General features: G+C 65.4%; 25 protein-coding genes. 14 read left to right on the top strand and 11 right to left on the bottom strand.

All coding sequences use genetic code 11. The features are described from left to right. Positions 1-36: 36 nt before the first annotated feature. The 4 genes from EJI00_RS04110 to EJI00_RS04125 are packed head-to-tail and all read right to left on the bottom strand — an operon-like array spanning position 37 to position 3,735. Positions 37-1,047, bottom strand: coding sequence for a TRAP transporter substrate-binding protein (locus EJI00_RS04110; RefSeq protein ID WP_126746200.1), 1,011 nt, complete (start codon positions 1,045-1,047; stop codon positions 37-39). A gap of 47 nt (positions 1,048-1,094) precedes the next feature. Further along, a complete protein-coding gene (locus tag EJI00_RS04115; RefSeq protein WP_126746201.1) occupies positions 1,095-2,396 on the bottom strand; it encodes a TRAP transporter large permease in 1,302 nt (433 codons plus the stop codon). Beyond that, on the bottom strand, positions 2,393-2,938 hold the full coding sequence (locus EJI00_RS04120; RefSeq protein WP_126746202.1) for a TRAP transporter small permease: 546 nt from the start codon (positions 2,936-2,938) through the stop codon (positions 2,393-2,395). The genes EJI00_RS04115 and EJI00_RS04120 overlap by 4 nt, the downstream gene beginning before the upstream one ends. 47 nt (positions 2,939-2,985) lie before the next feature. Further along, positions 2,986-3,735: a FadR/GntR family transcriptional regulator gene (locus tag EJI00_RS04125; RefSeq protein ID WP_126746203.1), complete on the bottom strand. Its 750-nt coding sequence runs from the start codon at positions 3,733-3,735 to the stop codon at positions 2,986-2,988. Positions 3,736-3,933: 198 nt separating this feature from the next. Here EJI00_RS04125 and EJI00_RS04130 point away from each other — a divergent pair, with 198 nt between their 5' ends. The 5 genes from EJI00_RS04130 to EJI00_RS04150 all read left to right on the top strand — a co-directional run bounded on the left by EJI00_RS04130 (position 3,934) and on the right by EJI00_RS04150 (position 8,487). Continuing rightward, positions 3,934-5,673: an IlvD/Edd family dehydratase gene (locus EJI00_RS04130; protein ID WP_126746204.1), complete on the top strand. Its 1,740-nt coding sequence runs from the start codon at positions 3,934-3,936 to the stop codon at positions 5,671-5,673. A 1-nt stretch (position 5,674) separates the two neighbouring features. Further along, a complete protein-coding gene (locus tag EJI00_RS04135) occupies positions 5,675-6,583 on the top strand; it encodes a 2-dehydro-3-deoxygalactonokinase (RefSeq protein ID WP_126746205.1) in 909 nt (302 codons plus the stop codon). After that, on the top strand, positions 6,580-7,221 hold the full coding sequence (locus tag EJI00_RS04140; protein ID WP_126746206.1) for a 2-dehydro-3-deoxy-6-phosphogalactonate aldolase: 642 nt from the start codon (positions 6,580-6,582) through the stop codon (positions 7,219-7,221). The genes EJI00_RS04135 and EJI00_RS04140 overlap by 4 nt, the downstream gene beginning before the upstream one ends. Before the next feature lie 46 nt (positions 7,222-7,267). Beyond that, positions 7,268-8,005, top strand: coding sequence for an aldolase (locus EJI00_RS04145; RefSeq protein WP_126746207.1), 738 nt, complete (start codon positions 7,268-7,270; stop codon positions 8,003-8,005). A 158-nt stretch (positions 8,006-8,163) separates the two neighbouring features. After that, positions 8,164-8,487, top strand: a complete 324-nt coding sequence (locus tag EJI00_RS04150; RefSeq protein WP_126746208.1) for a hypothetical protein — start codon at positions 8,164-8,166, stop codon at positions 8,485-8,487. Positions 8,488-8,523: 36 nt separating this feature from the next. Here EJI00_RS04150 and EJI00_RS04155 read toward each other — a convergent pair whose 3' ends face one another. Genes EJI00_RS04155 through EJI00_RS04165 form a run of 3 tightly spaced genes read right to left on the bottom strand, consistent with a single transcriptional unit; the run spans position 8,524 to position 11,693 of the window. Then, the gene (locus tag EJI00_RS04155; RefSeq protein WP_126746209.1) at positions 8,524-9,933 is read right to left on the bottom strand and encodes an MATE family efflux transporter; all 1,410 of its coding nucleotides are present in this window, start codon (positions 9,931-9,933) and stop codon (positions 8,524-8,526) included. 34 nt (positions 9,934-9,967) lie between these two features. Further along, positions 9,968-11,203, bottom strand: coding sequence for an MFS transporter (locus tag EJI00_RS04160; RefSeq protein ID WP_126746210.1), 1,236 nt, complete (start codon positions 11,201-11,203; stop codon positions 9,968-9,970). Beyond that, positions 11,196-11,693: a MarR family winged helix-turn-helix transcriptional regulator gene (locus EJI00_RS04165; protein WP_126746211.1), complete on the bottom strand. Its 498-nt coding sequence runs from the start codon at positions 11,691-11,693 to the stop codon at positions 11,196-11,198. The genes EJI00_RS04160 and EJI00_RS04165 overlap by 8 nt, the downstream gene beginning before the upstream one ends. 50 nt (positions 11,694-11,743) lie before the next feature. Here EJI00_RS04165 and EJI00_RS04170 point away from each other — a divergent pair, with 50 nt between their 5' ends. The 9 genes from EJI00_RS04170 (at position 11,744) to EJI00_RS04210 (ending at position 20,372) form a co-directional block, all read left to right on the top strand. Beyond that, positions 11,744-12,289 (top strand): PaaI family thioesterase, encoded by a 546-nt coding sequence (locus tag EJI00_RS04170; protein WP_126746212.1) that lies wholly within the window; start codon positions 11,744-11,746, stop codon positions 12,287-12,289. 14 nt (positions 12,290-12,303) lie between these two features. Beyond that, on the top strand, positions 12,304-12,996 hold the full coding sequence (locus EJI00_RS04175; RefSeq protein WP_126746213.1) for a nitroreductase: 693 nt from the start codon (positions 12,304-12,306) through the stop codon (positions 12,994-12,996). 132 nt (positions 12,997-13,128) lie between these two features. Then, complete coding sequence (locus tag EJI00_RS04180; RefSeq protein WP_126746214.1) at positions 13,129-14,190, top strand: Fe(3+) ABC transporter substrate-binding protein; 1,062 nt, start codon at positions 13,129-13,131, stop codon at positions 14,188-14,190. A gap of 49 nt (positions 14,191-14,239) precedes the next feature. After that, entirely contained in the window at positions 14,240-15,904 is a 1,665-nt protein-coding gene (locus EJI00_RS04185) for an ABC transporter permease (protein WP_126746215.1), read from the top strand. After that, a complete protein-coding gene (locus EJI00_RS04190; RefSeq protein WP_126746216.1) occupies positions 15,901-16,584 on the top strand; it encodes an ABC transporter ATP-binding protein in 684 nt (227 codons plus the stop codon). Before EJI00_RS04185 ends, EJI00_RS04190 begins: the two co-directional genes overlap by 4 nt. 99 nt (positions 16,585-16,683) lie before the next feature. Then, on the top strand, positions 16,684-17,361 hold the full coding sequence (locus tag EJI00_RS04195; RefSeq protein WP_126746217.1) for a glutathione S-transferase family protein: 678 nt from the start codon (positions 16,684-16,686) through the stop codon (positions 17,359-17,361). A gap of 47 nt (positions 17,362-17,408) precedes the next feature. Beyond that, positions 17,409-17,849: a lactoylglutathione lyase gene (gene gloA, locus EJI00_RS04200; protein WP_126746218.1), complete on the top strand. Its 441-nt coding sequence runs from the start codon at positions 17,409-17,411 to the stop codon at positions 17,847-17,849. A 307-nt stretch (positions 17,850-18,156) separates the two neighbouring features. Further along, positions 18,157-19,314: a hypothetical protein gene (locus EJI00_RS04205; RefSeq protein WP_126746219.1), complete on the top strand. Its 1,158-nt coding sequence runs from the start codon at positions 18,157-18,159 to the stop codon at positions 19,312-19,314. A gap of 77 nt (positions 19,315-19,391) precedes the next feature. Beyond that, on the top strand, positions 19,392-20,372 hold the full coding sequence (locus EJI00_RS04210) for an acyltransferase (RefSeq protein ID WP_260590456.1): 981 nt from the start codon (positions 19,392-19,394) through the stop codon (positions 20,370-20,372). Positions 20,373-20,398: 26 nt separating this feature from the next. Here EJI00_RS04210 and EJI00_RS04215 read toward each other — a convergent pair whose 3' ends face one another. The 4 genes from EJI00_RS04215 to EJI00_RS04230 form a co-directional block, all read right to left on the bottom strand. Continuing rightward, positions 20,399-21,127: a haloacid dehalogenase type II gene (locus EJI00_RS04215; RefSeq protein ID WP_126746221.1), complete on the bottom strand. Its 729-nt coding sequence runs from the start codon at positions 21,125-21,127 to the stop codon at positions 20,399-20,401. A gap of 2 nt (positions 21,128-21,129) precedes the next feature. Then, complete coding sequence (gene eda, locus EJI00_RS04220) at positions 21,130-21,774, bottom strand: bifunctional 4-hydroxy-2-oxoglutarate aldolase/2-dehydro-3-deoxy-phosphogluconate aldolase (protein WP_126746222.1); 645 nt, start codon at positions 21,772-21,774, stop codon at positions 21,130-21,132. Beyond that, a complete protein-coding gene (edd, locus tag EJI00_RS04225) occupies positions 21,765-23,591 on the bottom strand; it encodes a phosphogluconate dehydratase (RefSeq protein WP_126746223.1) in 1,827 nt (608 codons plus the stop codon). The genes eda and edd overlap by 10 nt, the downstream gene beginning before the upstream one ends. A gap of 160 nt (positions 23,592-23,751) precedes the next feature. After that, entirely contained in the window at positions 23,752-24,303 is a 552-nt protein-coding gene (locus EJI00_RS04230; RefSeq protein WP_126746224.1) for an OmpA family protein, read from the bottom strand. Positions 24,304-24,383: the final 80 nt, after the last annotated feature.

Below are 24,383 nucleotides of genomic sequence, written 5' to 3' on the forward strand. Positions count from 1 at the left end.
TGCGCTGCGCGGCCCCGATACCACGTCAGGAATCGATCAGCCGCCGCGCGCCTTCTTCAGCGCGTCGGTCACCACGCCTACGGCTTCGGCGCCGATGTTGGGCACGTTCTTGTCGTACACGGGCTTCACCTTGTCGAGCATGCGCTTCTGCTCGGCCGGCGACACGTCGTTCACCGTCATGGTCTTGCGCAGGTTGGCGAGCGCCTTCTCGTTGAGCGCACGATTGGCTTCGCGCTGGACCTTCTGGCCTTCTTTGGCGGCTTCGCGCAGGACGGCCTGCTCTTGCGGGTTGAGCTGGTCCCACAGCTTCTTGCTGTAGAGGATGAGGAACGGCGTGTAGGCATGGCGCGTCACGCTCAGGTACTTCTGCACTTCGCTGAACTTCGAGGTCTCGATGGTCACGAAGGGATTTTCCTGGCCGTCGATGGTGCGGGTTTCAAGTGCGGTGAACACTTCGCCGAAAGCCATGGGCACGGCATTGGCCCCCAGGGTCTTGAACGAGTCCAGGAAGATGTTGTTCTGCATCACGCGCAGCTTCACGCCTTCGAAGTCCTCGGGCTTGGCCACAGGCTTCTTGCTGTTGGTCAGGTTGCGGAAGCCGTTCTCCCAGTAGGCCAGGTTCACAAGGCCCGCGGCTTCGAGCTTCTTGTTGAAGTATTCACCGGCGGGGCCGTCGAGCACTGCATCGGCTTCCTTCTCGTTGGCGAACAGGAACGGCAGGTCGAACGCGCCGAGCTCCTTCACGATGCCGACCAGCGGCGAGCTGGAGGTGCACACCATCTCTTGCGTACCGGCACGAAGCGCCTGCGTGGCCGGCAGGTCGCCGCCCGCGGCGCCGCCCCAGAAGGCGACGATCTTCATCTTGCCGCCGGTCTTGGCGGCCAGCACCTCTTGCATCTTCTTGACGCCCACGCCCACCGGGTGGTCTTCGTTCACCCCATTGGTGAACTTGATGGTGCGCTCGGCAAATTGCGCAATGGCACCGGTCGATGCCATCAGGCCGCCGGCCACGAGGGCGGCGGTCATCAGGGTTCTGCGGAACAACATGGTTTGTCTCCTTCGATTGAGGTTGAATGAACTGACGAAAAAAGCAACTAGCGACCCATCCACCACTGGAGCGGAACGGTCACGATCTGAGGGAAGAACACCAGCGTGAACAACACGACCAGGTGAGCGATGAAGAACGGCATCACGCCCTTGAAAGCGTCGTCCATCGAGATGCGCGCAACGCCGCTCACCACGTTGAGCACCGTGCCCACGGGCGGCGTGATGAGGCCGATGGCGTTGTTCATGATGAACAGCACGCCGAAGTACACCGGGTCGATGCCGGCCTTGAGCACCACCGGCATCAGCACGGGCGTAAGAATCAGCACGGTGGGCGTGAAGTCGAGCGCGGTGCCCACGATGACGATGAGCACCATCATCACGAACATCAGCAGGATCTTGTTGTCGAGGAACGGCTCGAGCAGCGACACCACTTCGCCCGGGATGTTGGCTACCGTAATGAGCCAGGCGCTCACCATGGCGGCCGCCACGAGGAACATCACCACGGCGGTCGTCTTGCCGGCCGCCAGCGTGAGCCGGTACAGGTCCTTGAACTTCAGCTCGCCGTAGACGAAAAGGCCGACGATCAGCGAGTAGACCGCCGCCACCACGGCCGCTTCGGTCGGCGTGAAGATGCCGAACTTCATGCCGCCGATGATGATGAGGGGCAGCGCCAGCGCAAGGCTTCCCTGTGCCGTGACCTTGAGCCGCTCGCCCCAGCCGACGCGCGGCGCGGACTTCACGTTCTCCTTCTTGGCGACGATCCACCAGGCGATGCCCACTGCCACGCCCATCAGGATGCCGGGCACGATGCCGGCCAGGAACAGCTTGGTGATCGACACGTTGCCGGCCACGCCGAACACGATGAGACCGATCGACGGCGGAATGACCGGCGCAATGATGCCGCCCGCGGCAATCAGGCCGGCCGAGCGATCGAGCCGGTACCCGGCGGCCTTCATCATGGGAATCAGCAGTGCGGCCAGCGCGGCCGTATCGGCCACGGCCGAGCCCGACAGCGACGCCATGATGATGGCCGCCAGCACCGCCACGTAGCCCATGCCGCCCCGGTAATGGCCCACCCAAGCCATCGCGAGGTTGACGATGCGGCGGCTCAGCCCCCCGGCATTCATGAATTCACCCGCCAGAAGGAAGAACGGCACGGCAAGCAGCGGAAAGTTGTCGGCGCCGTCGACAAAGCGCTGCGCAATGATCTGGCTGTCGAACGCCGGCAGGCCACCGGTGTAGGCCAGCCAGCCCATCAGCGACACGCCGCACACCAGCAGCGAATACGAAATTGGAATGCCCAGCGCCATGGCACCAAGCAGCGACACGATGAAGATGGTGACTGTCATTGCGCCACCTTGCCGTGTGCAGCCACTTCGAGCACCTGCTCTTCAGATTCCATGACCTGGATCAGCTCCTGCTCAGAGACCCTTCCGCGGAACAGCCGCCACAGCTTTTCGATATTGAAGATGCCCATGACCACGGCAACCACGTAGCCGATGCCGTAGATCCAGATCATCGAAATGCCGACCACGGGGGATATGTTGGTGACCTGCAGTTCGTGCATTTCGTAAGTGCCCATGAGGAACAGCACGTTGCAGAACAGCATGAGCGACTGGCTCATGAAGAAGCAGAACTTCTTGCCGCCCAGCGGCAGGCGCTTGATGAGCGTGTCGACACCCAGGTGCGCGCCTTCGCGCATTGCCACCATGGCACCGATGTAGGTGAGCCAGATGAAGCAATAGCGCGACATTTCGTCGGACACGGAAATGCCCGAGTTGAAGCCGTACCGCAAGATCACGTTGCCGAACACCATGATGACCATGGCCACCATGCACACCACCACAAGGAATTCCAGCACGCGGAAAAACCCGTCGATCACTCTATTCATAGCCCATCTCCTGTCACTTCTGCTGTTGTTATGAAATTTATCGCCCGTTAGAGCGGAAAGGCCTTGAGCCTGGTGGCGGGGCGGCTGATGCGCGGGAGCTTCTTGCGCGAGGCGAGCACCTGCTCGATGTCGTGCCGTGCACCGTCGATCAGCACCAGCACGGCTTTTTCAGCCCGCGCCGAATCGCGCGCAATCACGGCGTCGAGCACCGCGCGATGCAGCGGCAGCGAACTGGCGGGGCCGTTCTTGCGGCTGGTCGATATTTCGAAGCTCGTACGCAGCAGCGCTCCCAGCGCACGGCTCATCTGCACCAGCATGCGATTGTGGCTGGAGCGGATGAGCCCCTGATGAAACCGCAGGTCGGGCGTGATGTAGTCGCCGCCGAACTCGATGGCGCGCTTCATGCCCGCGTAGGCTTCTTCCATGTCGGCGATGTCTTCGGCCGTGGCGCGCAGAGCGGCCAGCCCCACGGCGGCAGGCTCGACCACGCGGCGCAGGTCCTGCAGGTCGCGCAAAAACTCGGCCGACAGGCCCGCCTCGGTCTGCCAGACGATCACGTCGGCATCGAACCAGTTCCACTGGTCCGCGGGCTGCACGCGCGTGCCCACCTTGGGCCCGCTGGTGACAAGGCCCTTCGCAATCAGCGACTTGATCGATTCGCGAATCACGGTGCGGCTGACGCCGAGCTCCTCGCACAGAAGAGGTTCCGGCGGAATGGACGCGCCGGGCGCATAGCGGCCAGCGACGATGTCGCTTCCGATGCGGTCGACGGTATTGCCGTGAACGTTCTTGATCATGCGTGCCTGTTGTTTGTCTTTGTTGGGTTTTCTTGCTCTTGCTTCTTGCCGTTAATGACTGGGTGCGCGCACTGCCAGCCACTCGAAAACCCTGAACGCAGCGATAGCGTCTCACGCTTATCATATGATGATTGAAAACGCGTTTCGGCAGGAAAAACCCTGACCTGCCGGCACACTTCCAGTTACCGGAGACAAGCGATGACCACCCCGCCGAAGAAGAAAAATCCCGAAGACCTGCGCAGCCAGCAATGGTTCGGCCGCAATGATCGCGACGGCTTCATCTATCGAAGCTGGATGAAGGGCAAGGGTGTGCCGCACGACCAGTTCGACGGACGTCCGGTCATCGGCATCTGCAACACCTTCAGCGAGCTCACGCCGTGCAACTCGCACTTCCGCACGCTGGCCGAGCAAGTCAAGATCGGCGTGTACGAGGCAGGCGGTTTTCCCGTCGAGTTTCCGGTCATGTCGCTCGGCGAAACGTTGCTGCGCCCCACCGCCATGCTGTACCGCAACCTTGCGAGCATGGACGTGGAGGAAAGCATTCGCGGCAACCCGCTCGACGGCGTGGTGCTGCTCATGGGCTGCGACAAGACCACGCCCGCGCTCATGATGGGCGCGGCCAGCGTCGACCTGCCGACCATCGGCGTCTCGGGCGGCCCGATGCTCTCGGGCAAATGGCGCGGCCAGGAACTGGGCTCGGGCACCGGCGTGTGGCAGATGAGCGAACAGGTGCGTGCCGGCACGCTCAAGCTGCAAGACTTCTTCGAGGCCGAGAGCTGCATGCACCGCAGCCATGGGCACTGCATGACGATGGGCACCGCGAGCACCATGGCCTGCATGGTCGAGTCGCTCGGCATCGGCCTGCCGGGCAATGCGGCGTACCCGGCGGTCGACGGCCGCCGCAACGTGCTGGCGCGCATGGCCGGCCGCCGCATCGTCGACATGGTCCATGAAGACCTCAACATGTCGAAGGTCCTCACGCGCCAGGCGATCGAGAACGCCATCAAGGTGAATGCAGCCATCGGCGGCTCGACCAACCTGGTGATTCACCTGCTGGCCATTGCCGGCCGCATCGGCGTCGATCTTTCGCTCGACGACTTCGACCGCCTGGCTTCGGAGCTGCCGTGCCTGGTCGACCTGCAGCCCTCGGGCCGCTTTCTCATGGAAGACTTCTGCTACGCGGGCGGCCTGCCGGTGGTCATCAAGGAAATTGCGGAGCACCTGCACAAGGACGCCATCACCGCCAACGGCCAGACGCTGTGGGACAACGTGAAGGACGCCGAGAACTACAACCCGCAAGTGATCCGCTCGCTGGCAGAGCCCTTCAAGGACAAGGCCGGCATTTGCGTGCTGCGCGGCAACCTCGCACCCAACGGCGCCATCATCAAGCCGAGCGCTGCCACGCCCGAGCTGCTGGTGCACAAGGGCCGCGCGGTGGTATTCGAAAACGCCGACGACCTGCACAAGCGCATCGACGACGAGAACCTGGACATCGACGAGCACTGCGTCATGGTGCTGAAGAACTGCGGTCCGCGCGGCTACCCCGGCATGGCCGAGTCGGGCAACATGCCGCTGCCGCCGAAGGTGCTGCGCAAGGGCATCACCGACATGGTCCGCATCAGCGATGCGCGCATGAGCGGCACGGCCTACGGCACGGTGGTGCTGCACACGTCGCCCGAGGCCGCGGCGGGCGGCCCGCTCGCACTGGTGCAGGACGGCGACATCGTCGAGCTCGACGTGCCCAACCGCAAGCTGCACCTGCACGTGAGCGACGAAGAACTGGCCAAGCGGCTCGAAAAATGGGTCGCGCCCAAGGCGCCGCTCGATTCGGGCTACTGGAAGCTCTATGTCGACACGGTGCTGCAGGCCGACCAGGGGGCCGACCTGGCCTTCCTGCGCGGCCGCCGCGGAAGCTTTGTGCCGCGCGACAATCACTAGAATGAACAGACTGGTAGCCATCGACTGGGGCACGAGCTCCTTGCGCGGCGCATTGCTCGATGCCGGCGGCAAGGTGCTCGAAGAACGCAGCGACACACGCGGCATTCTCAAGGTGCCCGCGGGCGGCTTTCCCGCGGTATTCGATGAGCTGTTCGGCGACTGGATGCAGCTCGAAGGCACGCGCTGCCTGATCTCCGGCATGGCCGGCAGCAAGCAGGGCTGGGTCGAGGCGCCGTATTGCGCCTGCCCCGCGGGCCGCGTCGAAGTGGGCCGCAAGATCATCGACATCGATGCGCGACCGGGTTCGCGCATTGCCATCGTTCCGGGCCTCAGCGACGAGCACGATGGCGTTCCCGATGTCATGCGCGGTGAAGAAGTGCAGATCTTCGGCGCCATGGCGTTGATGGATGTCGACGAAGGCGTCTTCGTACTGCCGGGAACGCACAACAAGTGGGCCACGGTCCAGAAAGGCCGCGTCACCGGATTTCGCACCTTCATGACCGGCGAGTTCTATGCGCTGCTGAGCCAGCATTCGATTCTTGCGCGCACGCTCGCTGTCGATGCACCGCTCGATGAGGCAGCCTTCGTGCAAGGCGTCACCCGCGCCGACAACGGCCAGGGCTTGCTGCACAACGCTTTCGGCGCACGCACGCTGGCGCTGTTCGAACGCATGCCCACGCAGGAACTCGCGAGCTATCTCTCGGGCCTGTTGATCGGCGAAGAGCTGCGCACGCAATCGCTGCATGCCTTCGGCGAAGTGGTGCTGATCGGCTCCCCCGCACTCACCCAACGCTACACACTTGCGCTGAGCGCTACCGGCACCGCCACCCGCACGCTCGGCGCCGAAGCCACCTGGGCCGGGCTGCACGCGCTGTCCGGCTTTCTCGACGCAGACAGAACACCCTCATGACGACTCCTCAAGAAAAATTCGACGCCGCGATGCGCGAACTGCCGCTGGTCGCCATCTTGCGCGGGCTCACGCCGCCCGAGGCCGCCGACGTGGGCGACGCCATCGTGGAATCGGGCTTCCGGCTGCTCGAGGTGCCGCTCAATTCGCCGAAGCCCTATGCCAGCATCACGCTGATGCGCACGCGCTTTCCGCAGGCACTGGTGGGCGCCGGCACGGTGCTCGACGCACAGCAGGTGCGCTATGTGCATTCGGCCGGCGGCGAACTCATCGTCTCGCCCAACTTCAACGCCGAGGTCATCGCCGAAGCCGTGCGGCTCGGCATGGTCTGCCTGCCCGGCGTGATGACGCCGACCGAAGCCTTCGGCGCACTGGCGGCGGGCGCGACCGGGCTCAAGCTGTTTCCGGCCGAACTGGCATCGCCTGCGGTGGTGAAGGCATTGCTCGCCGTGCTGCCTGCCGGCACGCCGCTGATGCCCGTGGGCGGCATCACGCCAGCCAACATGGCCGAGTGGCGTGCGGCCGGTGCGTCCGGCTTCGGCATCGGATCGGCGTTGTACAAGCCGGGCAAGCAAGCCTCGGAGGTGCGCGCCGATGCCCAGAAATTCGTTGCAGCCTATACGGGCGCGATCCGCGCCTGATCGAATTTTTCAACCCACATCCATCCACCTCCACGAGGCCCCGTCGATGTCCGCAGATTCAGACTACGCCAGCCCCGCCGTGCGCAAGTTGCGCGAAGACCTTGCGCTCGCATTGCGCGCAGCCGCACACCACGGCCTGTCCGAAGGGGTCTGCAACCATTTCAGCGTGATGCTCCCGGGCGCGCAAGACCGCTACCTGATCAACCCTCGCGGCCTGCACTGGAGCGAGATCGGCCCCGACGACATCGTGCTGATCGACGTGCACGGCGAGGTGCTTGCCGGCCGCCACCGGGTGGAACCGACCGCCCTCTTCATCCACGGCGCGGTGCATCGCATCACCGGCCACGCCGTCGTGCTGCACTGCCACATGCCCTACGCGACCGCGCTCACGCTCACGGTCGACCGCGCGCTCGATCCCACGCTGAGTCAGAACGCCATGCGCTACATGAACCGCATCGCGATCGACGCGGTGTACAACGGGCTCGCGCTCGACGATGCCGAGGGCGAGCGCATCGCACGCGCCATGGTGGGAAAAGACGTGGCCTTTCTCGCGAACCACGGCGTCGTCGTGGCGGGCGCCACCATTGCGCACGCTTACGACGATCTCTATTACCTCGAACGCGCAAGCCTGCACCAGGTGATTGCGCAATCGACCGGCCGCCCGCTGGTTCCTGTCGACCCCGAGATGGCGGCCCACGCCGCCGCTCAAATCCAGGGCGAACGCGAGCAGTCCGACTTGTTCTTCGAGGCGCTCCGGCGCATGCTGCCTCCGCCACACGGCTGACGTCCGTTCGACAGGTTCCGGCCACGGCACAGGGCGCCTAGGATGGCGGAACGGCTGCGCAGCGGCTTACAGCTCTTTATCGGATTTCGCGCGAGCCTTACACAGCGTTCACATGGAAGCACGACGATAGGGCTTCCAACCACTCCATTGGAGTTGCCATGAAAAAGCTCATCTTCGCAATCAGCGCCGCTGCCCTGCTCTCGCTGACCGCCCTCAGCGCTCCGGCCCAAGCCCAGACCGGCGGCCGCTTCATTCAGGCCCAGGTGTATGTCGTGCCCGCGCCGCCACCGCCGCGCCATCACTACTACGCTCCGCCGCCCCCGCGGCCCTATTACGGTCCGGGCTACCACCATGGACACGACCGCTACGAGCACCGCCGGCATCGCCATTGGGAAGAGCGCCGCTACGGCCGCAGGGACTACGACGGCGACGGCGTTCCCAACCGCTACGACCGCCGGCCCAACAATCCCTACCGCTATTGATTTCGCCCGCCAGGCCTTGCCTGGGGCAAAGCCGGCTCAGGCTTGCGCCGCCACGCGCCGCAGCAGGTTTGCAGGCGAGCGCGGCCAGCCGACACGGCCGAACCACGCGCCGCCTGCAATTGCCGACGCGATGACGATGCCGTAGACCACCAGCGCCACGCCTTGCGCGGCGAACACGCCGGTCAGCCCGCCGCCCCAGCGCAATGCGAGCCATCCGCCGATTCCGGCCACGGCCAGCCGCGCGATGTTGCCAAGCACGGGCCACAGCAGGCGCCCCGCCCCTTGCGAGGCAAAGTACAGCACCAGGCCGACGCCGAAGAGGCCGTAGAGCGGCCCCACCACGCGCAAGTAGTGCGCGCCGGTTTCGAGCATGGCGGGATCGTTGCCGAACAGCAGCAGCCAGGGCCGCGGAAACAGCGCCGCGGCGAGCCCGATGGTCTCGGTCAATGCAAAAGCCAGGGCGGCACCCGCCCATGTGGCACGAAGCGCACGTTCGCGCTGCCCGGCGCCCATGCAGGTGCCAACCATCGCGACCAATGGCGCGCCAAGGCCGAACACCAGCGGCACCAGCAGGTATTCGAGCCGTGATGCGGTTCCGTAGCCTGCCAGCGCGCCTGAACCGAAGTGGCCGGTCAAGGCAGTGGCAATGCCGATCGACAGATTGGTTGCCACCGTGGACACCGCACCCACGAGCCCGATGCCCAGGATGTTGCGGAACAGCGGCCAGCGCAACTTCAGCGCGGCGAGCGTCGGGCGCAGCAGGCTGCGCGGCGAGCGCAGGTAGACGATGAGCGCCACCGAGCCCAGCAGGTAATACAGCAGCAGTGCCATCGCGCCGCCCGCAATGCCCATGCCCGGCAGCGGCCCCCAGCCGAAGATCAGCAACGGCGATGCGGGAATGAGGAACACCACGCCCGCCACCGTCACGTTCGCCGGCACCGCCATGTTGCCGGTGCCGCGGATGATCGCCGAGAGCGAGTTGAAGAGCCACACCAGCACGGCGCCCGCAAACACCCAGTTCGAGTACGTCAGCGCTGCCTCGAGCGAGGCGCCGGTGCCGCCCATGATTCCGTACAGCCAGCGCCCACCGGCCAGCAGCGCGAGCGAGAAGAGCAAGCCGAAGCCGATGGCAATGACGACCGCGTGCCACACCAGCGCGTCAGCGTCATCGCGGCGGCGCGCCCCCAGCGCTCGCGCAATGGACGAGGCAATGCCACCGCCCATGGCGCCGCTCGACGTCATCTGCATCAGCATGACGATCGGGAACACCAGCGCCATGCCAGCGAGCGCATCGGTGCCCAGCTTGCCGACGAAGTAGGTTTCGATGAGCCCGACGGAAGCCTGCGCCACCATCACGAGCACATTGGGCGCGGCCAGCCGCAGCAGCGTGGGCACGATGGGCGCTTCGAGCAGCCGCCGCGTGCGCGGATCGAGTTCCTGGTTCATTTATCGACCCCTGTGCTTTGCACGCGGTGCGCGCTCATGCGGCCGCCAGCTTCGAACGCACAAGCCGCGCTTCGCGGATCGGCAGGTGCACCAGCGCGGCACCGGCGGCAAGCGCGATGTCGATGTACCAGACGATGTCGTAGTTGCCGCTGGCCTGGAAGACATAGCCGCCCAGGAACGCGCCCAGGAAGCCGCCGACCTGGTGCGCCAGCATCACGATGCCGAACAGCATCGCCATGTTGGCCGGCCCGAACATCTTGGCGACAAGGCCCGCGGTAGGCGGCACGGTCGACAGGAAGGTCACACCCATCACGGCGGCGAACACCAGCATGACGGTGGTCGTCTTCGGCGCCAGCAGGAACACCAGCACGGCGATGCCGCGCGCGGCATAGACCAGCGACAGCAGCGACTTCATGCGCCAGCGCCCCACGGCCCAGCCCATGGCAAGGCTGCCGACGATGTTGAAGAGCCCGATCATCGCGAGCGCCCAGCCGCCGACCTCGGCCGGCAGCCCGCAGGCCGCCACGACGCCGGGCAGGTGCGTGGCCAGGAAGGCGACGTGGAAACCGCAGACCAGGAAGCCCAGGCTCAGGTAACGGTAGCTGGGCGTCGCGAGCGCCTGGCCGATGGCCTGGCGCGCACTCAGCGGCTTGGTGCCCGATGCGGCCGCCGACGCCGCGGCCATGGCGTTCGAATTGCCCTTGAGCACCCATGCGGCCGGCAACGCCAGCAGCACCAGCATGCCGAGCCACTGCATCGCGCCGGCCCAGCCCACGGCCGCCGTCAGGCCGACGGCGATCGGCGCCATCGCGAACTGTCCGAAGGAGCCGCCGGCATTCACCAAGCCGGTGGCCAGGCCGCGCTTGTTCGCCGGCACCAGGCGCGTGGTCGCGGCCATCAGCACCGAAGGGCCCGCCATGCCGGCGCCGCCCGCCGCGAGCACGCCAATGGCGAAGATCAGGCCGGCCGTGCTCGTCATGAGCGGCGTGACGAGCGTGCCGATGGCCACCAGCAGCACGCCGATGAACACCACCCGCCCGGTGCCGATGCGGTCGGCCACGGCCCCCGCGAAGGGCTGCGTGAGTCCCCACCAGAGCTGCCCGAACGCGAAGGCGAGACTGATGCTGCCGATGCCGAGCGCGGTCGAGGTGTTGAGTGCCGAGAGGAACAGGCCCATCGTCTGGCGCACGCCCATCGTGAGCGCGAAAGCGCCCGCGGCGGCCAGAAGCACGAGCCAGAGCGCATGGCGCCGCACTGAGGTTTCATTCATCGCGGGCTCCCGCTTGGTCTTCCGGTTGTGCATCGCCCAGCCCGGCGCGCTGCAGCAATTCCAGGCTTTCGTCGAGAAGGGCATGCAGCGCCAGCACGCGCTCCGTGCCGAGGATATCGTTGAGCGCCAGCTGCGCGCCGTGCCACAGCCGCTGCGCCTCGGCCCGCTTCTCGCGGCCCGCGTCGGTGATCGACAGCATGCGGCTGCGCGCATCGGGGCCCTCGGTCTGCACCAGAAAGCCCGCCGCCAGCATCGGCTTGAGATTGCGCGTGAGCGTGGAGGCGTCGACGTTCATCTCGCGCGCCAGGTCGACCGGACGCAGCGGCCCGAAATGCAGCACGTGCGAGAGAAGTGAATACTGCGTGGTCTTGAGCCCGCTGGGCGCAACGTGCGCGTCATACAGGCGCGACGCCAGCCTGGAGAGCCGGCGCAAGCGGAAATTGGTACATCCCTGGGGCTTCAACTGAGGGGGCTTCAGAGCGACATTCATGATTTCATTGTAGCTACAATAATTGCACCTGCAACTATCAAGGAGTTTTCATGTCCGAGCCCCATTCCATCGATGCCTGGATCGCCCAGGAGGCGGAGATCGTCCAGCGCCTGGACGCGGGGCCCGGCCCGGGACTCGCACGCCCCGAGCAGATTGCCGGCAAGACCGGCCTGCAGATGATGGAAGCGATGCTGCGCGCCGAAATCCCCTATGCCGCCATCGCGAAGACGCTCGACTTCACGCTTCTTTCGGTGAGCCCCGGCGTGGCCGTGTTCCAGGGCACACCGCTGCCGCAGCATCTGAACCCGCTCGGCACCATCCATGGCGGCTGGGTTGCCACGCTGCTCGATTCGGCGCTGGGCTGCTCTGTCCACACCATGATGCCGGTCGGCCGCGCCTACACCACCGCCGAGCTGAGCGTGAACTACGTGAAAGGACTCACGCCCAAGGTGCAGCGGGTTCGCGCCGAGGGCAAGGTCATCCATTGCGGCCGGCAACTCGCCACCGCCGAGGCGCGGCTTTTCGGCCCCGACGGTACGCTGTACGCGCACGCCACCACCACCTGCCTGGTGTTCGAAATGCCTTCTCCCCGGTAAGCCGGGCCGCCGCCATGCCACTCACGCCGCTCGACCCTGGCCTTGCTCCGGCCTTCAAGACTCTTCTTTCGGAGAGATACAGCTGCCGGGCCTACCTTGCAGAACCCGTTGCGCGCGAAACCGTCGACGCGGTCCTGCAGATGGCGCAGCGCACCGCCTCCTGGTGCAACTCGCAGCCATGGCAGGTGATCGTGACCAGTGCCGAAGCCACCGAGCGGCTGCGCCAGGCCTTCGATTCGGACGAAGCCGCGGCCGATGCCGCGTTCGACATTGCGCCGCCCGCGGAATACCGCGGCGTGTACCAGGAACGCCGCCGCGAATGCGGTTTTCAGTTGTACGAGAGCGTCGGCATCGTGCGCGGCGACCGCGAGGCTTCGGCGCGGCAGGCCAAGGAGAACTTCAGGTTCTTCGGGGCGCCGCACCTTGCCCTCGTGACCACTGAGGCAGTGCTCGGCACCTACGGCGCACTGGACTGCGGCGCCTATGTCGGCAACTTCATGCTGGCGGCACGCAGCCTGGGCGTGGCCAGCATCGCGCAGGCGGCCGTCGCGTCGCGCTCCAGGTTCCTGCACCGCTGGTTCGAGATTCCGGACGACCGCCAGATCGTCTGCGGCATCTCGTTCGGTTACGAGGACCCGTCGCACCCGGCCAACCGCTTTCGCACCACGCGCGCAGCGCCGGGCGAGGCTTGTCAATGGGTGGATTAACCGGCGCGGCCCGGTGCTTCTTGTAAGTGCAAGGACGTAAAACCGCCTCAATGGCAGTGATAATGATTCGCATCGTTGCCATGCGGCGCGATGCTTCTCTCGAAACCTGTCCCTGCACCTGGAGGATCCTTCATGACCGACCGCCTCGGCGTTCAAGGCCGCGCCGCCCGCGCATTGCTCGGCGTCTCCGCCGCCTGGCTGGCCGCTGCCGCCCTGCCTGCCTTTGCCGCCAACGACGAACTCACGCTCTACACGACGCGTGAGCCCGCGTTGATCCAGCCGCTGATCACGGCCTTCAGCACGCAGACCAATATCAAGGTCAACACCGTGTTCGTGAAGGACGGCCTGCTGGAGCGCGTCAAGGCCGAAGGCGCACGCTCGCCGGCCGACGTGCTGATGACGGTGGACATCGGCAACCTGATGGACCTGGTGGACGGCGGCGTGACGCAGCCGGTGAAATCGGCCGCGCTCGAGTCGGCCATTCCCGCCAACCTGCGCGGCGCCGATGGGCAGTGGTTTGCGCTTTCGCTGCGCGCGCGCGTGCTCTACGCCGACAAGAACCAGCCGATCACGAGCCTCCGCTATGAAGACCTGGCCAATCCGAAGTGGAAGGGCAAGGTCTGCATCCGCGCGGGCCAGCACCCCTACAACACGGCGCTGATCGCATCGATGATCGCGCACGACGGCGAAGCCAAGACCGAACAGTGGCTGCGCGGCGTCAAGGCCAACCTGGCCCGCAAGGCCACCGGCGGCGACCGCGACGTGGCGCGCGACATTCTCGGCGGCATCTGCGACATCGGCCTGGCCAACTCGTACTACGTCGGCCAGATGAAGAGCGCCAAGGAAGGCACCGACGCGCGCAAGTGGGGCGACGCCATCAAGGTGATCCGCCCGACCTTCGCGGGTGGCAAGAGCGGCGGCACGCACGTCAACATCAGCGGCGCGGCCGTGGCCAAGAACTCGCCGCAGCGCGCCAACGCGGTCAAGCTGCTCGAGTTCCTGGTGTCGGAGCCGGCGCAATCGCTGTACGCGCAAGCCAACTACGAATACCCGGTGCGCAAGGGCGTGGCGCTCGACCCGATCATCGGCGAGACCATCGGCGAGTTGAAGGTCGACCCGCTGCCGCTCACCGACATTGCCAAGTACCGCAAGCAAGCCAGCGCGCTGGTCGACAAGGTCGGCTTCGATCAGTGATGTTGCTCGCCCCCCGGGGAGCGGGAGCAATGGAAGGCCTGTGGTTCGCATGAGTTTCGGTGGCCTGCACGCCGCAGGCCCGCTCTGGCGCAGCGCTTCGTTTGCAATTGCCATCGGCGTGCTTGCGCCGGTGCTCACGCTCGCCTGGCTCGCGTTCGGCTCCGGCGTGGCGCACTGGGGGCCGCTGTTCGCGCACGTGCTGCCGCAGGCGGCGCTCAACACGGCGGTGCTGCTTGCGGGTGTCGGCGCGCTGGTGCTGGTGATAGGCACCGGCTGCGCCTGGCTGGTCACGGCCTGCGACTTTCCGGGGCGCCGCGTGCTGCACTGGGCACTGCTGCTGCCTCTGGCCATGCCGACCTACATCGTTGCATTCGCCTACCTGGACCTGCTGCACCCTATCGGCCCCGTGCAGGGTGCGATCCGCTGGGCCTTGGGCTTCGACAGCCCACGCCAGTTCCGCCTGCCTGACCTGCGCTCGATGCCCGGTGCAATGTTCGTGCTGGGCTTTGTGCTCTACCCGTACGTCTACATGACGGCGCGCGCGATGTTCATGACGCAGCCCGCGCACTTGATGGAAGCCGCCCGCACACTGGGCGAGAGCCGGCGCGGCGCGTTCTTTCGCGTGGCGCTGCCACTGGCGCGCCCGGCGCTTGCCGTGGGGCTGAGCCTTGCGCTGCTCGAAACGCTCAATGACATCGGCGCCTCCGAATTCCTGGGCGTTAACACGCTCACCGTGGCGGTCTACACCACGTGGATCACGCGCTCCGACCTGGCCGGCGCGGCGCAGATTGCCTGCGCCATGCTGTTCGTGGTGGTGGCCCTGGTCTGGCTCGAACGCAACGGCCGCCGGCATCAGCGTTTCGGCTCGACGCAGCGCATGCGCCCGATGCAGCCGCGCCGCCTGCACGGCTGGGCGGCATGGCTGGCCACCGCCACCGCCGCGTTGCCGGTGATGATCGGATTCGCAGCGCCTGCTCTCTACCTCGTCTGGGAAAGCAGCAAGCGCCTGCGCCAGGGCGGCGGCATTTCGCAAGGCCTGCTCTCGAGCCTCGGCAACACGCTGGCACTGGCCGCGGGCGTGACTGTCGTCGCCGTGGCCGCGGGGCTGGTGGTGGCATGGGCGGCCCGCAGCCAGGGGTCGCGGCCCAACCGCGCACGCTGGCAGGCACGCGTGGCCGCGCTCGGTTACGCGGTGCCGGGCACGGTGCTCGCCATCGGGCTGCTCACGCCCGCGCTGGCAATCGATGCCGCGCTGGCAAACGCCTTCGGCTTCACGGGCCTGCCGCTGATGGGCGCGGGTGTGGTGCTGGTGGTGGCCTGCGCCATCCGTTTTCTCGCCATGCCGGTGGGCGGCATCGAAGCCGGGCTCGCCCGTATTCCGCCGGCCATCGAACAGGCCTCGCGGCTGCTGGGCGAAACCACCGGCGGCACGCTGCGCCGTGTGCATCTGCCGCTGCTGCAGCCCGCCATCGCTACGGGCGCGCTGCTGGTCTTTGTCGACGCGATGAAAGAGCTGCCCGCGACGCTGCTGCTGCGCCCCGCCAATTTCGACACGCTGGCCACATGGCTCTATGCCGAGGCCGCCCGCGGCACGTACGAAGAAGGCGCCATTGCCGCGCTGGCTATCGTCGCGGCCGGGCTGCTGCCCGTGGTGCTGCTGGCACGCAATCAACTGGGCACGCCATCGGCCTTGCCCGGTCCGGACAAAACATGAGTTCCCCTCTTTCCCTCGAGTCGATCCAGCTCGCCTACGAAACACCGCGCGGCCTGCACACCGTGGTGAACGACTTCTCGCTGCCCCTGCCCGCGGGCGAAATAGCCTGCCTGTTCGGCCCCTCGGGCTGCGGCAAGACCACCGTGCTGCGCGCCATCGCCGGCTTCGAGCCCGTGCGCGCCGGCACGATCCGGCTCGGCGACGTGCTGCTGTCTTCGACCCAGGTGCACCTGCCGCCCGAGCAGCGGCGCGTGGGCATGATGTTCCAGGAATACGCGCTGTTTCCTCACCTCTCGGCAAGCCAGAACGTGGCCTTTGGGCTGCGCCGCTCGAGCCGTGCGCAACAGCAGTCGCGCGTGGCCGAAATGCTGTCGCTCGTCGGCCTGGCGGACGCCGGTGAACGCTTTCCGCACGAGCTCTCGGGCGGCCAGCAGCAACGCATTGCGCTGGCCCGTGCGCTGGCGCCTTCGCCCGCGCTGCTGTTGCTCGACGAGCCTTTTTCGAACCTCGACGGCGGCACGCGCGAACGCCTGACGGCGGAGGTGCGCGGTATTCTCAAGCGCGCCGGGCAGACCGCAATTCTGGTGACCCACAACGATGCCGAAGCCCATGCCATGGCCGACCGCATCGGCGTGATGCATGCGGGCCGCATCACTCACTGGCTGGACACCGCCAAATAGCACAAGGCGCCCGTTCGGCGAATGGGCTTTTCGGGAAAAGGTTGTTCGGGATCGCAAGAATGCGGCGCTCCCACCTTCCTATTTTTCCGGAGCACGCCAATGGCCCAACCCCTTACCCTCGTCAGCCACCTGCTGTGCCCCTATGTGCAGCGCGCAGCCATTGCCCTGGCCGAGAAAAACGTGCCTTTCGAACGCGTGGTGATCGACCTCGCGGACAAGCCGGACTGGTTCATTGCGATCTCGCCGCTCGGCAAGGTTCCGCTGCTGCGCCTTCAGCGGCCAAGCGGCGGCGAGGCAGTGCTGTTCGAAAGCAACGTGATCTGCGAATACCTCGAAGAAACCCAGCCCGGCCCGCGCCTGCATCCTGAAGACCCGCTCACCCGCGCCGAGCACCGCGCGTGGATGGAATTCGGCTCGGCCATATTGGGCGACCTGTGGGGCTACGAGACCACGCGCGATGCCGAAGTGTTTGAGCAGAAGCGCCTGGCGCTCGCCGCCAAGTTCGAGCGCGTCGAAGCAGCGCTGGGCGCCGGCCCGTACTTCGCGGGCGAAGACTTCAGCCTGGTCGATGCGGTCTTCGCGCCCGTCTTTCGCTACTTCGAGATGTTCGACGAGATCAGCGACTCGCACATCTTCGATGCCTTGCCCAAGGTGAATGCATGGCGCAAGGCACTGGCCGAGCGGCCCAGCGTGCGCAGCGCCGTGGTGCCGGAGTATCCGCAGCACCTGCGCGAATTCCTGAAGAAGCACGAGGCGCACTTGCTCACGCTCGCGTAAAACCGACAATCGAATTCTTCCCACAACAACGAACAGGCACCCACGAGATGCGACTTCTCCACACCATGCTGCGCGTCGGCAATCTCCAGCGTTCCATCGACTTCTACACGAAAGTGATGGGCATGAACCTGCTGCGCACCTCCGAGAACCCCGAGTACAAATACAGCCTCGCCTTCGTCGGCTACGGCAACGGCAACCCCGACCAGGCAGAGATCGAACTCACCTACAACTGGGGCACCGAAAGCTACGAACTCGGCACGGCCTACGGCCACATCGCGCTCGGCGTGCCCGACGCCTACGCGGCGTGCGAAAAGATCAAGGCGGCCGGCGGCAACGTCACGCGCGAGGCCGGCCCAGTAAAGGGCGGCAGTACGGTCATCGCTTTCGTCACCGATCCGGACGGCTACAAAGTCGAACTGATCCAGGACAAATCGAAGGCCTCCGGCGACAAGGCAGAAGCTGCCGCAGACGCTTTGCGCGCACCTTGATCAGCCGCCGCAATGAGTGCCCGGCCACCGGGCCGCTACCGCCGGGTTGCAAGCAACCGTAAGAAACGCGAGGCCTGGAATGCGCGGGCGAATTAACGAGACAAAATAGCCGCCTTCGCAGGGGCGACCGGCATATTCTTTGCTGCTGTTCCTTGGCAAGAGGCGTTAATGCTTAACGCTTCAGACGCCCGAATTTGCAACAAGAACTTTCATGCTTGAACGCGGATAGCAGTTCAAAAGTATTGAAATGGCTCGTTGATTTTTGCCCGTCTTCCAAATGAGCGCTTTCTTCTAAAGCGGAACGAATTTGACCAGTTTAAGCATCCGCGGCAAGGCGATCGACCCGGCAATATCGCTCATCGTATTTCTATTTGCCGCACTCGTCGTTGGAGCCATTCCGTTCGCGTATCACGACACGGCAGCCCAGATCTTTCCGGACGAAGACACGCTGCTGAGCTTCTTCGGCGCCGATTCATGCCAGCTGACATCCACGACCATCGAGGAAAGAAACTCCTACGCCTGCAGCGCGTTCCTTCTTGAATCGGTGGGGTTGAGCGCCGGCACCGCGCCATTGGCGGGCGCCCTGCTGAGCGTGTCGCTCACCTTGATTCCCATCTTTCAGTTCGCCCGCATTCCCCTGGGAGTATTTCTCGCGTCGCTGGCCTGGGGCGTCATCCGGGCGATTTTTCTTTCGGTTCTCTCCAAGGACATGCTGTCTGCCGCCGTGGTCCTCGTCTCGGTCATGGCGGCGCGGCAACCATGGTTCGGGCTCACGTGGCTGTTGTCCGCCACGATTTACGGCTGGGTCGTCAGAAAGTACTGGCTGCTGGTCAGCGGCGTCTGGTTCGGGCTGAGGCTCATCAGAAAGCAGCTCACTGTGTTCAGGCTGCTGGTCATCATTGTTCTGGTTTACATCGCACTTGCGCTGACTTTCCAGATTGCGCTGGGCGTCACGCTGGACTTTGCGCGGCTCGCCGTCAATGAAAACCGGGAGGTTGGTGCCGAAGGATCGCGAACGGTGATCGAGGCGGTCATTGCTTCCGACAATGCACTGCTGCAAGCGCTCAATGCGACGATCACGTTTTTCAGGCTCGCATTCCCGCTCGAGCTTCTGCGCTTTGGATCGGTCAGCCAGCTGGCATTTATTTCGATCATGCCTTTCACCTTCATCTGGATGGTGAAGGTCATCGTCAAGAGTGCGAAGTCCGACAATAAAAAGATCATCCAGGCCGGCAAGATTGCCTTGGCGCCTTTGTCTTTTCTCATTATCGAAGGCGTGTTCGAGCCTGATTTCGGCTCCTTCGCGCGTCACTTCGCCATTGTGAGTCCGCTTGTTTTTTCCGCCATGGCAATGCTGCAAAAAGCCGAACTGCGTGAAGAAAGGCGGCTGCGGCGCAGCAGCAATGCCGCCCCTTCCGGTTCGCCGGCTCTCGTTGGCGCCCTTCAGCAGGATCGCATCTCGTGAAGTCTCAATCCATTGCGGTCGACCAGCCCCAGTACGTTGAATCCATCCAGGCGGGAAGAGGCATTGCCGCTCTCCTGGTGGTCGTTCACCACATCGCGCAAAAATCGCATGCGCTCTCGGGCGGCGCCATTCCGTTGTTCGATTTCGGCATCGTCGGTGTCGACATCTTCTTCATGATCAGCGGCTTCATCATCTACTTTGTCACCGCCAACAAGACGATGACGCATGTGGAGTTCATGGAAAAGCGGATCGTGCGGGTGTTTCCGCTGTATTGGGGGCTCTCGTTGCTGGCATTGCTGGTTCTGATCTTCAAGCCGAACCTGATCAACAGCAACGCGCAGCAAGCAACGGATATTGCCGCCTCGTTTTTCTTGTGGCCCACCACCGCGCCGTACCTGGTGAACAACGGCTGGACGCTGACTTACGAGATCATCTTCTATGCGCTCTGGGCGCTTGTCGCGCTGCCCACGGCCAACCGAAAAACCGCAACCATTGCTTGCCTGGTACTGGCCGCGGGTTCATTCATGGGGCTGCTTTTCAACGTAGACCCCAAGGTCATCAATTTTTCGCTGTTCGTGGAATTTGCCTTTGGTGTGGCCGTTGGCGTCGCGTTCAAGAAGGGGTTGTTCCGCCAGCACATTCCTGCCGCCATCGGCCTGACCGTTGCCGGTGCTTTTCTCGCCCACCTGGCGATATCCCAGGGCCTTGGCAGCGGCCAACTGAGGGGATTTGCGCTGGCGATTCCTTCGGCCATGATGTTCATCGGGATCATCCTGCTTGGAACATTCTGGAAAAGAATGCGCACGGTGCTCGCCATTGGTGACAGCTCCTATTCGCTGTACCTCTTCCACCCGTTCATCCTGGTCGGCATTCCCATCACGGTGAAGCTGCTCGGCATTTCCTCAGCAGTGCAGATACTCGCCATTTCCGCAGCGGTCGGCGTTGCGGCCATTGCGGCTTCGCACATGGTCTTCAAGCTGGTGGAGTTTCCGCTCACGCAAATGATGCGCGGAATGATCAGGTCCGCGAAATCGCTTGGCGCAGCAAGAGCAAGGTAATTGCGGCCCGCTGAGCCTCGGCGCGATCAGCAGCCCAGCAGATCGGCCAATTGATTGATGTCTCGCGCGTGCAGGTTGTTCTCTGCGTTCGGCGAAACATCCTTGGGCTGCGCGCGGCCGTATTCGTGGGGCCGCTCGATGTAGGCGGTCTTCAGGCCGCACACGCGCGCCGCGGCAAGGTCGTCGTGGTGCGCCGCCGCCAGCATGACCTGGCCTGGCGTCGCGTCGAACACGCCCGCCACGCCAAGGTAAGTGCGCGGATCGGGCTTGTAGGCCTTGAACACTTCGGCCGAGAGCACGCAATCCCACGGCAGGCCGGCTCGCTTGGCCATTTCGGTGAGCAGGCCGATGTTGCCGTTGGACAACGTGCAGATGGTGAACTTCTTCTTCAGGCGCGTGAGCCCCTCGACCGCATCGGGCCATGCGGGCAGCCGATGCCAGGCGCGGCTCAGGTGGCGCTTGGCGGCGGTGTCGAGTTGCTCGGTCAGGCCGAAATCGTGCAGCACCTGCTCGAGCATGCTCAGGTGCAGTTCGTCGAGCAGCGTGAAGCCGCCCTCGCCCGCGGCAATGCGCTCCATCACCGATTTCATTGCGGGCTGGTAGCCGGCGCGCCACGCCAGCGCGAAGGTGGCGCCGTCCACGCCCGGCAACGCGAGTTCGGCCTCGGCGGCAATGCCGCTGTGCCAGTCGACCACCGTGCCGAAAACGTCGAACGCGATGACCTTCAGGTCGCTCGCGTCGAAATCCGCGCGCATGGTCAGCGCTGCAGTTGGCTCGCGGCGCGTGCCAGCTGCTCGATCAGCGCCCAGTTGCCCTCACGGATGGCGTCGGTCGGCACGATCCACGAGCCCCCGACGCAAGCCACGTTCGAGAGCGCGAGAAACTCCGCCGCGTTGCCCGCATGGATGCCGCCGGTGGGGCAAAAGGTGACGTCGCCGAACGGCCCTTGCCAGGCCTTGAGCATCGGCAGCCCGCCCGCCTGCAGCGCGGGAAAGAACTTGAGCTCGGTATAGCCGTCTTCCTGCGCCGTCATGATCTCGCTGCCGGAGGCCACGCCGGGCAGCAGCGGCAGGCCGAGATCGTGGCAGGCCTTGCCCACCGCGCGCGTGTAGCCAGGGCTCACGCCGAACTTGGCACCCGCCAGGGCCGAGGCCTGCGCATCGGCCGCGCTGCGGATGGTGCCCGCACCGGCCACGGCTTCGGGCACGTCCTTGGCAATGGCTTCGATGCATTCGAGCGCCTGCGGCGTGCGCAGCGTGACTTCGAGCATGCGGATGCCGCCGGCCACCAGCGCGCGCGCCAGTGGAATGGCATGTTTCACGTCGTTCAGCACGATGACCGGGATGACCGGTGCATCGCGCATGACGTCGAGTGCGGTGAGTTTGTTGTTATCTACAGCCATGAGCAGGCTCCTTCTTCAGCAGTCAATGCATTGCGCCGCATGCCGGCGAACAGTTCGCGGCCGAGGCCGTGGCCGTCGGCGATGCGCTTGGCTTCGGGCAGCTTGGCAAGCTCGCGTTCGGCCCATTCGTCGTCGGGCACCAGCACGGCAAGCGTACCCGCTACCGCATCCAGGCGTATGACGTCGCCGTCGCGCACCTTGGCGAGCGGGCCGCCCGCGGCGGCTTCGGGGGAAACGTGGATGGCGGCCGGCACCTTGCCCGATGCACCGCTCATGCGGCCGTCGGTGACCAGCGCCACGCGGAAGCCCTTGCCCTGCAGCACCGACAGCGGCGGCGTGAGCTTGTGCAGCTCGGGCATGCCGTTGGCCTGCGGTCCCTGCCAGCGCACCACGCAAACCACGTCGCGCTCGAGTTCGCCGGCGGTAAAGGCCTGCTGCAGCGCGGCCTGCGAATCGAAGACACGCGCCGGTGCTTCGATCACGTGGCGGTCGTCGGGCACCGAAGACACCTTGATCACGCTGCGCCCCAGGTTGCCGTTGAGCAGCTTCAGGCCACCGGTGGCGCTGAAGGGGTTCTCCACGGGCCGAGCCACCGCCTCGTCCTTCGAAGGCGCGGCGGATTGCCACACCAGGCGCTTGTCGCCGGCCATGGTGGGCACGTTCGCAAATTCGCGAATGCCGCCGGCGCGCACGGTCAGCACGTCGGCATGCATCAGGCCTGCGTCGAGCAGCTCGCCGATCACGAAGCCCGGGCCGCCCGCGGCCTGGAATGCGTTGACGTCGGCGCTGCCGTTGGGATAGACGCGTGTCAGCAGCGGAATGACGTCGGAGAGCTGCGAAAAATCGTCCCAGTCGATCACGATGCCGGCCGAGCGCGCCACGGCCACCCAGTGGATCAGGTGGTTGGTGGAGCCGCCGGTGGCCAGCAGCGCGACCATGGCATTGACGATGCAGCGCTCGTCCACAACCTCGCCGATGGGCGGGCAATTGAATGCGGTTTCGCTCGCGCGTCCGAGCACCGTGCGAACGGCCTCGCGCGTGAGCGTTTCGCGCATGGCATCGCCAGGCTGGATGAACGCGGTGCCAGGCACGTGCAGGCCCATGGCCTCGAGCAGCATCTGGTTGCTGTTGGCGGTGCCGTAGAAGGTGCAGGTGCCCACGGTGTGATAGGCCGCCATCTCGGCGTCGAGCAGGCCTTGTCGGCCGACCAGGCCTTGCGCCGCCTGTTCGCGCACCTTGGACTTCTCGCCGTTCGACAGGCCCGAGGGCATGGGGCCGGCGGGCACGAACACCGTGGGCAGGTGCCCGAAGTGCAATGCGCCGATCAACAGGCCCGGCACGATCTTGTCGCACACGCCCAGAAGCAGCGCGCCGTCGAACATGTCATGCGTGAGCGCCACCGCGGTGCCCATGGCGATCACGTCGCGGCTGAAGAGGCTCAGCTCCATGCCGGGCGTGCCCTGGGTCACGCCGTCGCACATGGCGGGCACGCCGCCGGCCACTTGCGCCGTGGCGCCGAGGCTGCGCGCCTCGTTCTTGATGATGTCGGGATAGCTCTGGTACGGCGCGTGGGCCGAGAGCATGTCGTTGTAGGCGGTGACGATGCCGATGTTGGGCGCGCGCTCCGTCACCACCCTGAACTTGTCGTTGGCCGGAATGCCGGCCACGGCGTGCGCGACGTTGGCGCAGCCCATGCGATCGGAGCCGCGGTCGCGGTTGCGGATTTCGGTGAGGCGCTGGAGGTACGCGCTGCGCGGCCCCCGGCTGCGTTCGCGAATGCGATCGGTAACGTCAAGGACGGTGGGATGTGTGCTCATGGGGATGTATTCGGTCGCGCTGCCGGCAACTGGCCACTGTCACTTTTGCGACCTTCGACTTGGAAGTCAATAGTACCAAGACAGCAGAACAAGGCCGATCGAAAACGGCCACCCTGGCAATACGAATCTACATCCGCGCGCCAACTTGAGCGAACGGCGCTCAATCGATCAGCTTGACCTCGACGCGGCGCGCCTCGGCGTTGTTGCCCGAACCTGCCGTGACGGCGGGCCTTTGCAGATCGACCTTGCTGGCGGGCACGCCAAGGCCTACCAGCACGTCGCGGACCATATCGGCGCGTTTCTTGGCGAGCTGCTCGTTGAGGGCCGCGTCGCCGGTGGTGTCATGAAAGCCCGAGACCACGGCCTTGCGGCCGCTCTCCACGCCCTTGATGACGGCGGCCAGCGCCTCGGCGGCACCGGGTGCGAGATCGGCGCTGCCGGTCGCGAAATAGAAGTTCACCACGCCGTTGGCCACGCGGATGCTGGCGCCGTCGGGGATCACGACTGTGACCGTTTCGGTGACCTCGGCCACGGTGGTGGTGGGCGCCGGCGCCGCAGGGGCCGCTGCAGCCGCTACGGCGGGCCTGGCCTTTGCCGCCGCGTTCTTGCCCTTGTGCCAGAACGCGATGCCCAGTACGAAGGAGATCACCAGCGCGATCAATATCACGAGAAACCCGAGGGCGAATTTTTGCTGGCTGTCGTCTTCATTCATGGGTCTGCGTTCTCCGTAGGGAAGAGGTCGGTAAATAATGGTGCGGTGAACCATGATCGCCAAATTGTAGGCGCCGATGC

This window comes from Variovorax sp. DXTD-1 (assembly GCF_003984625.1).
In the GTDB taxonomy this organism is placed as follows: Bacteria; Pseudomonadota; Gammaproteobacteria; order Burkholderiales; family Burkholderiaceae_C; genus Variovorax.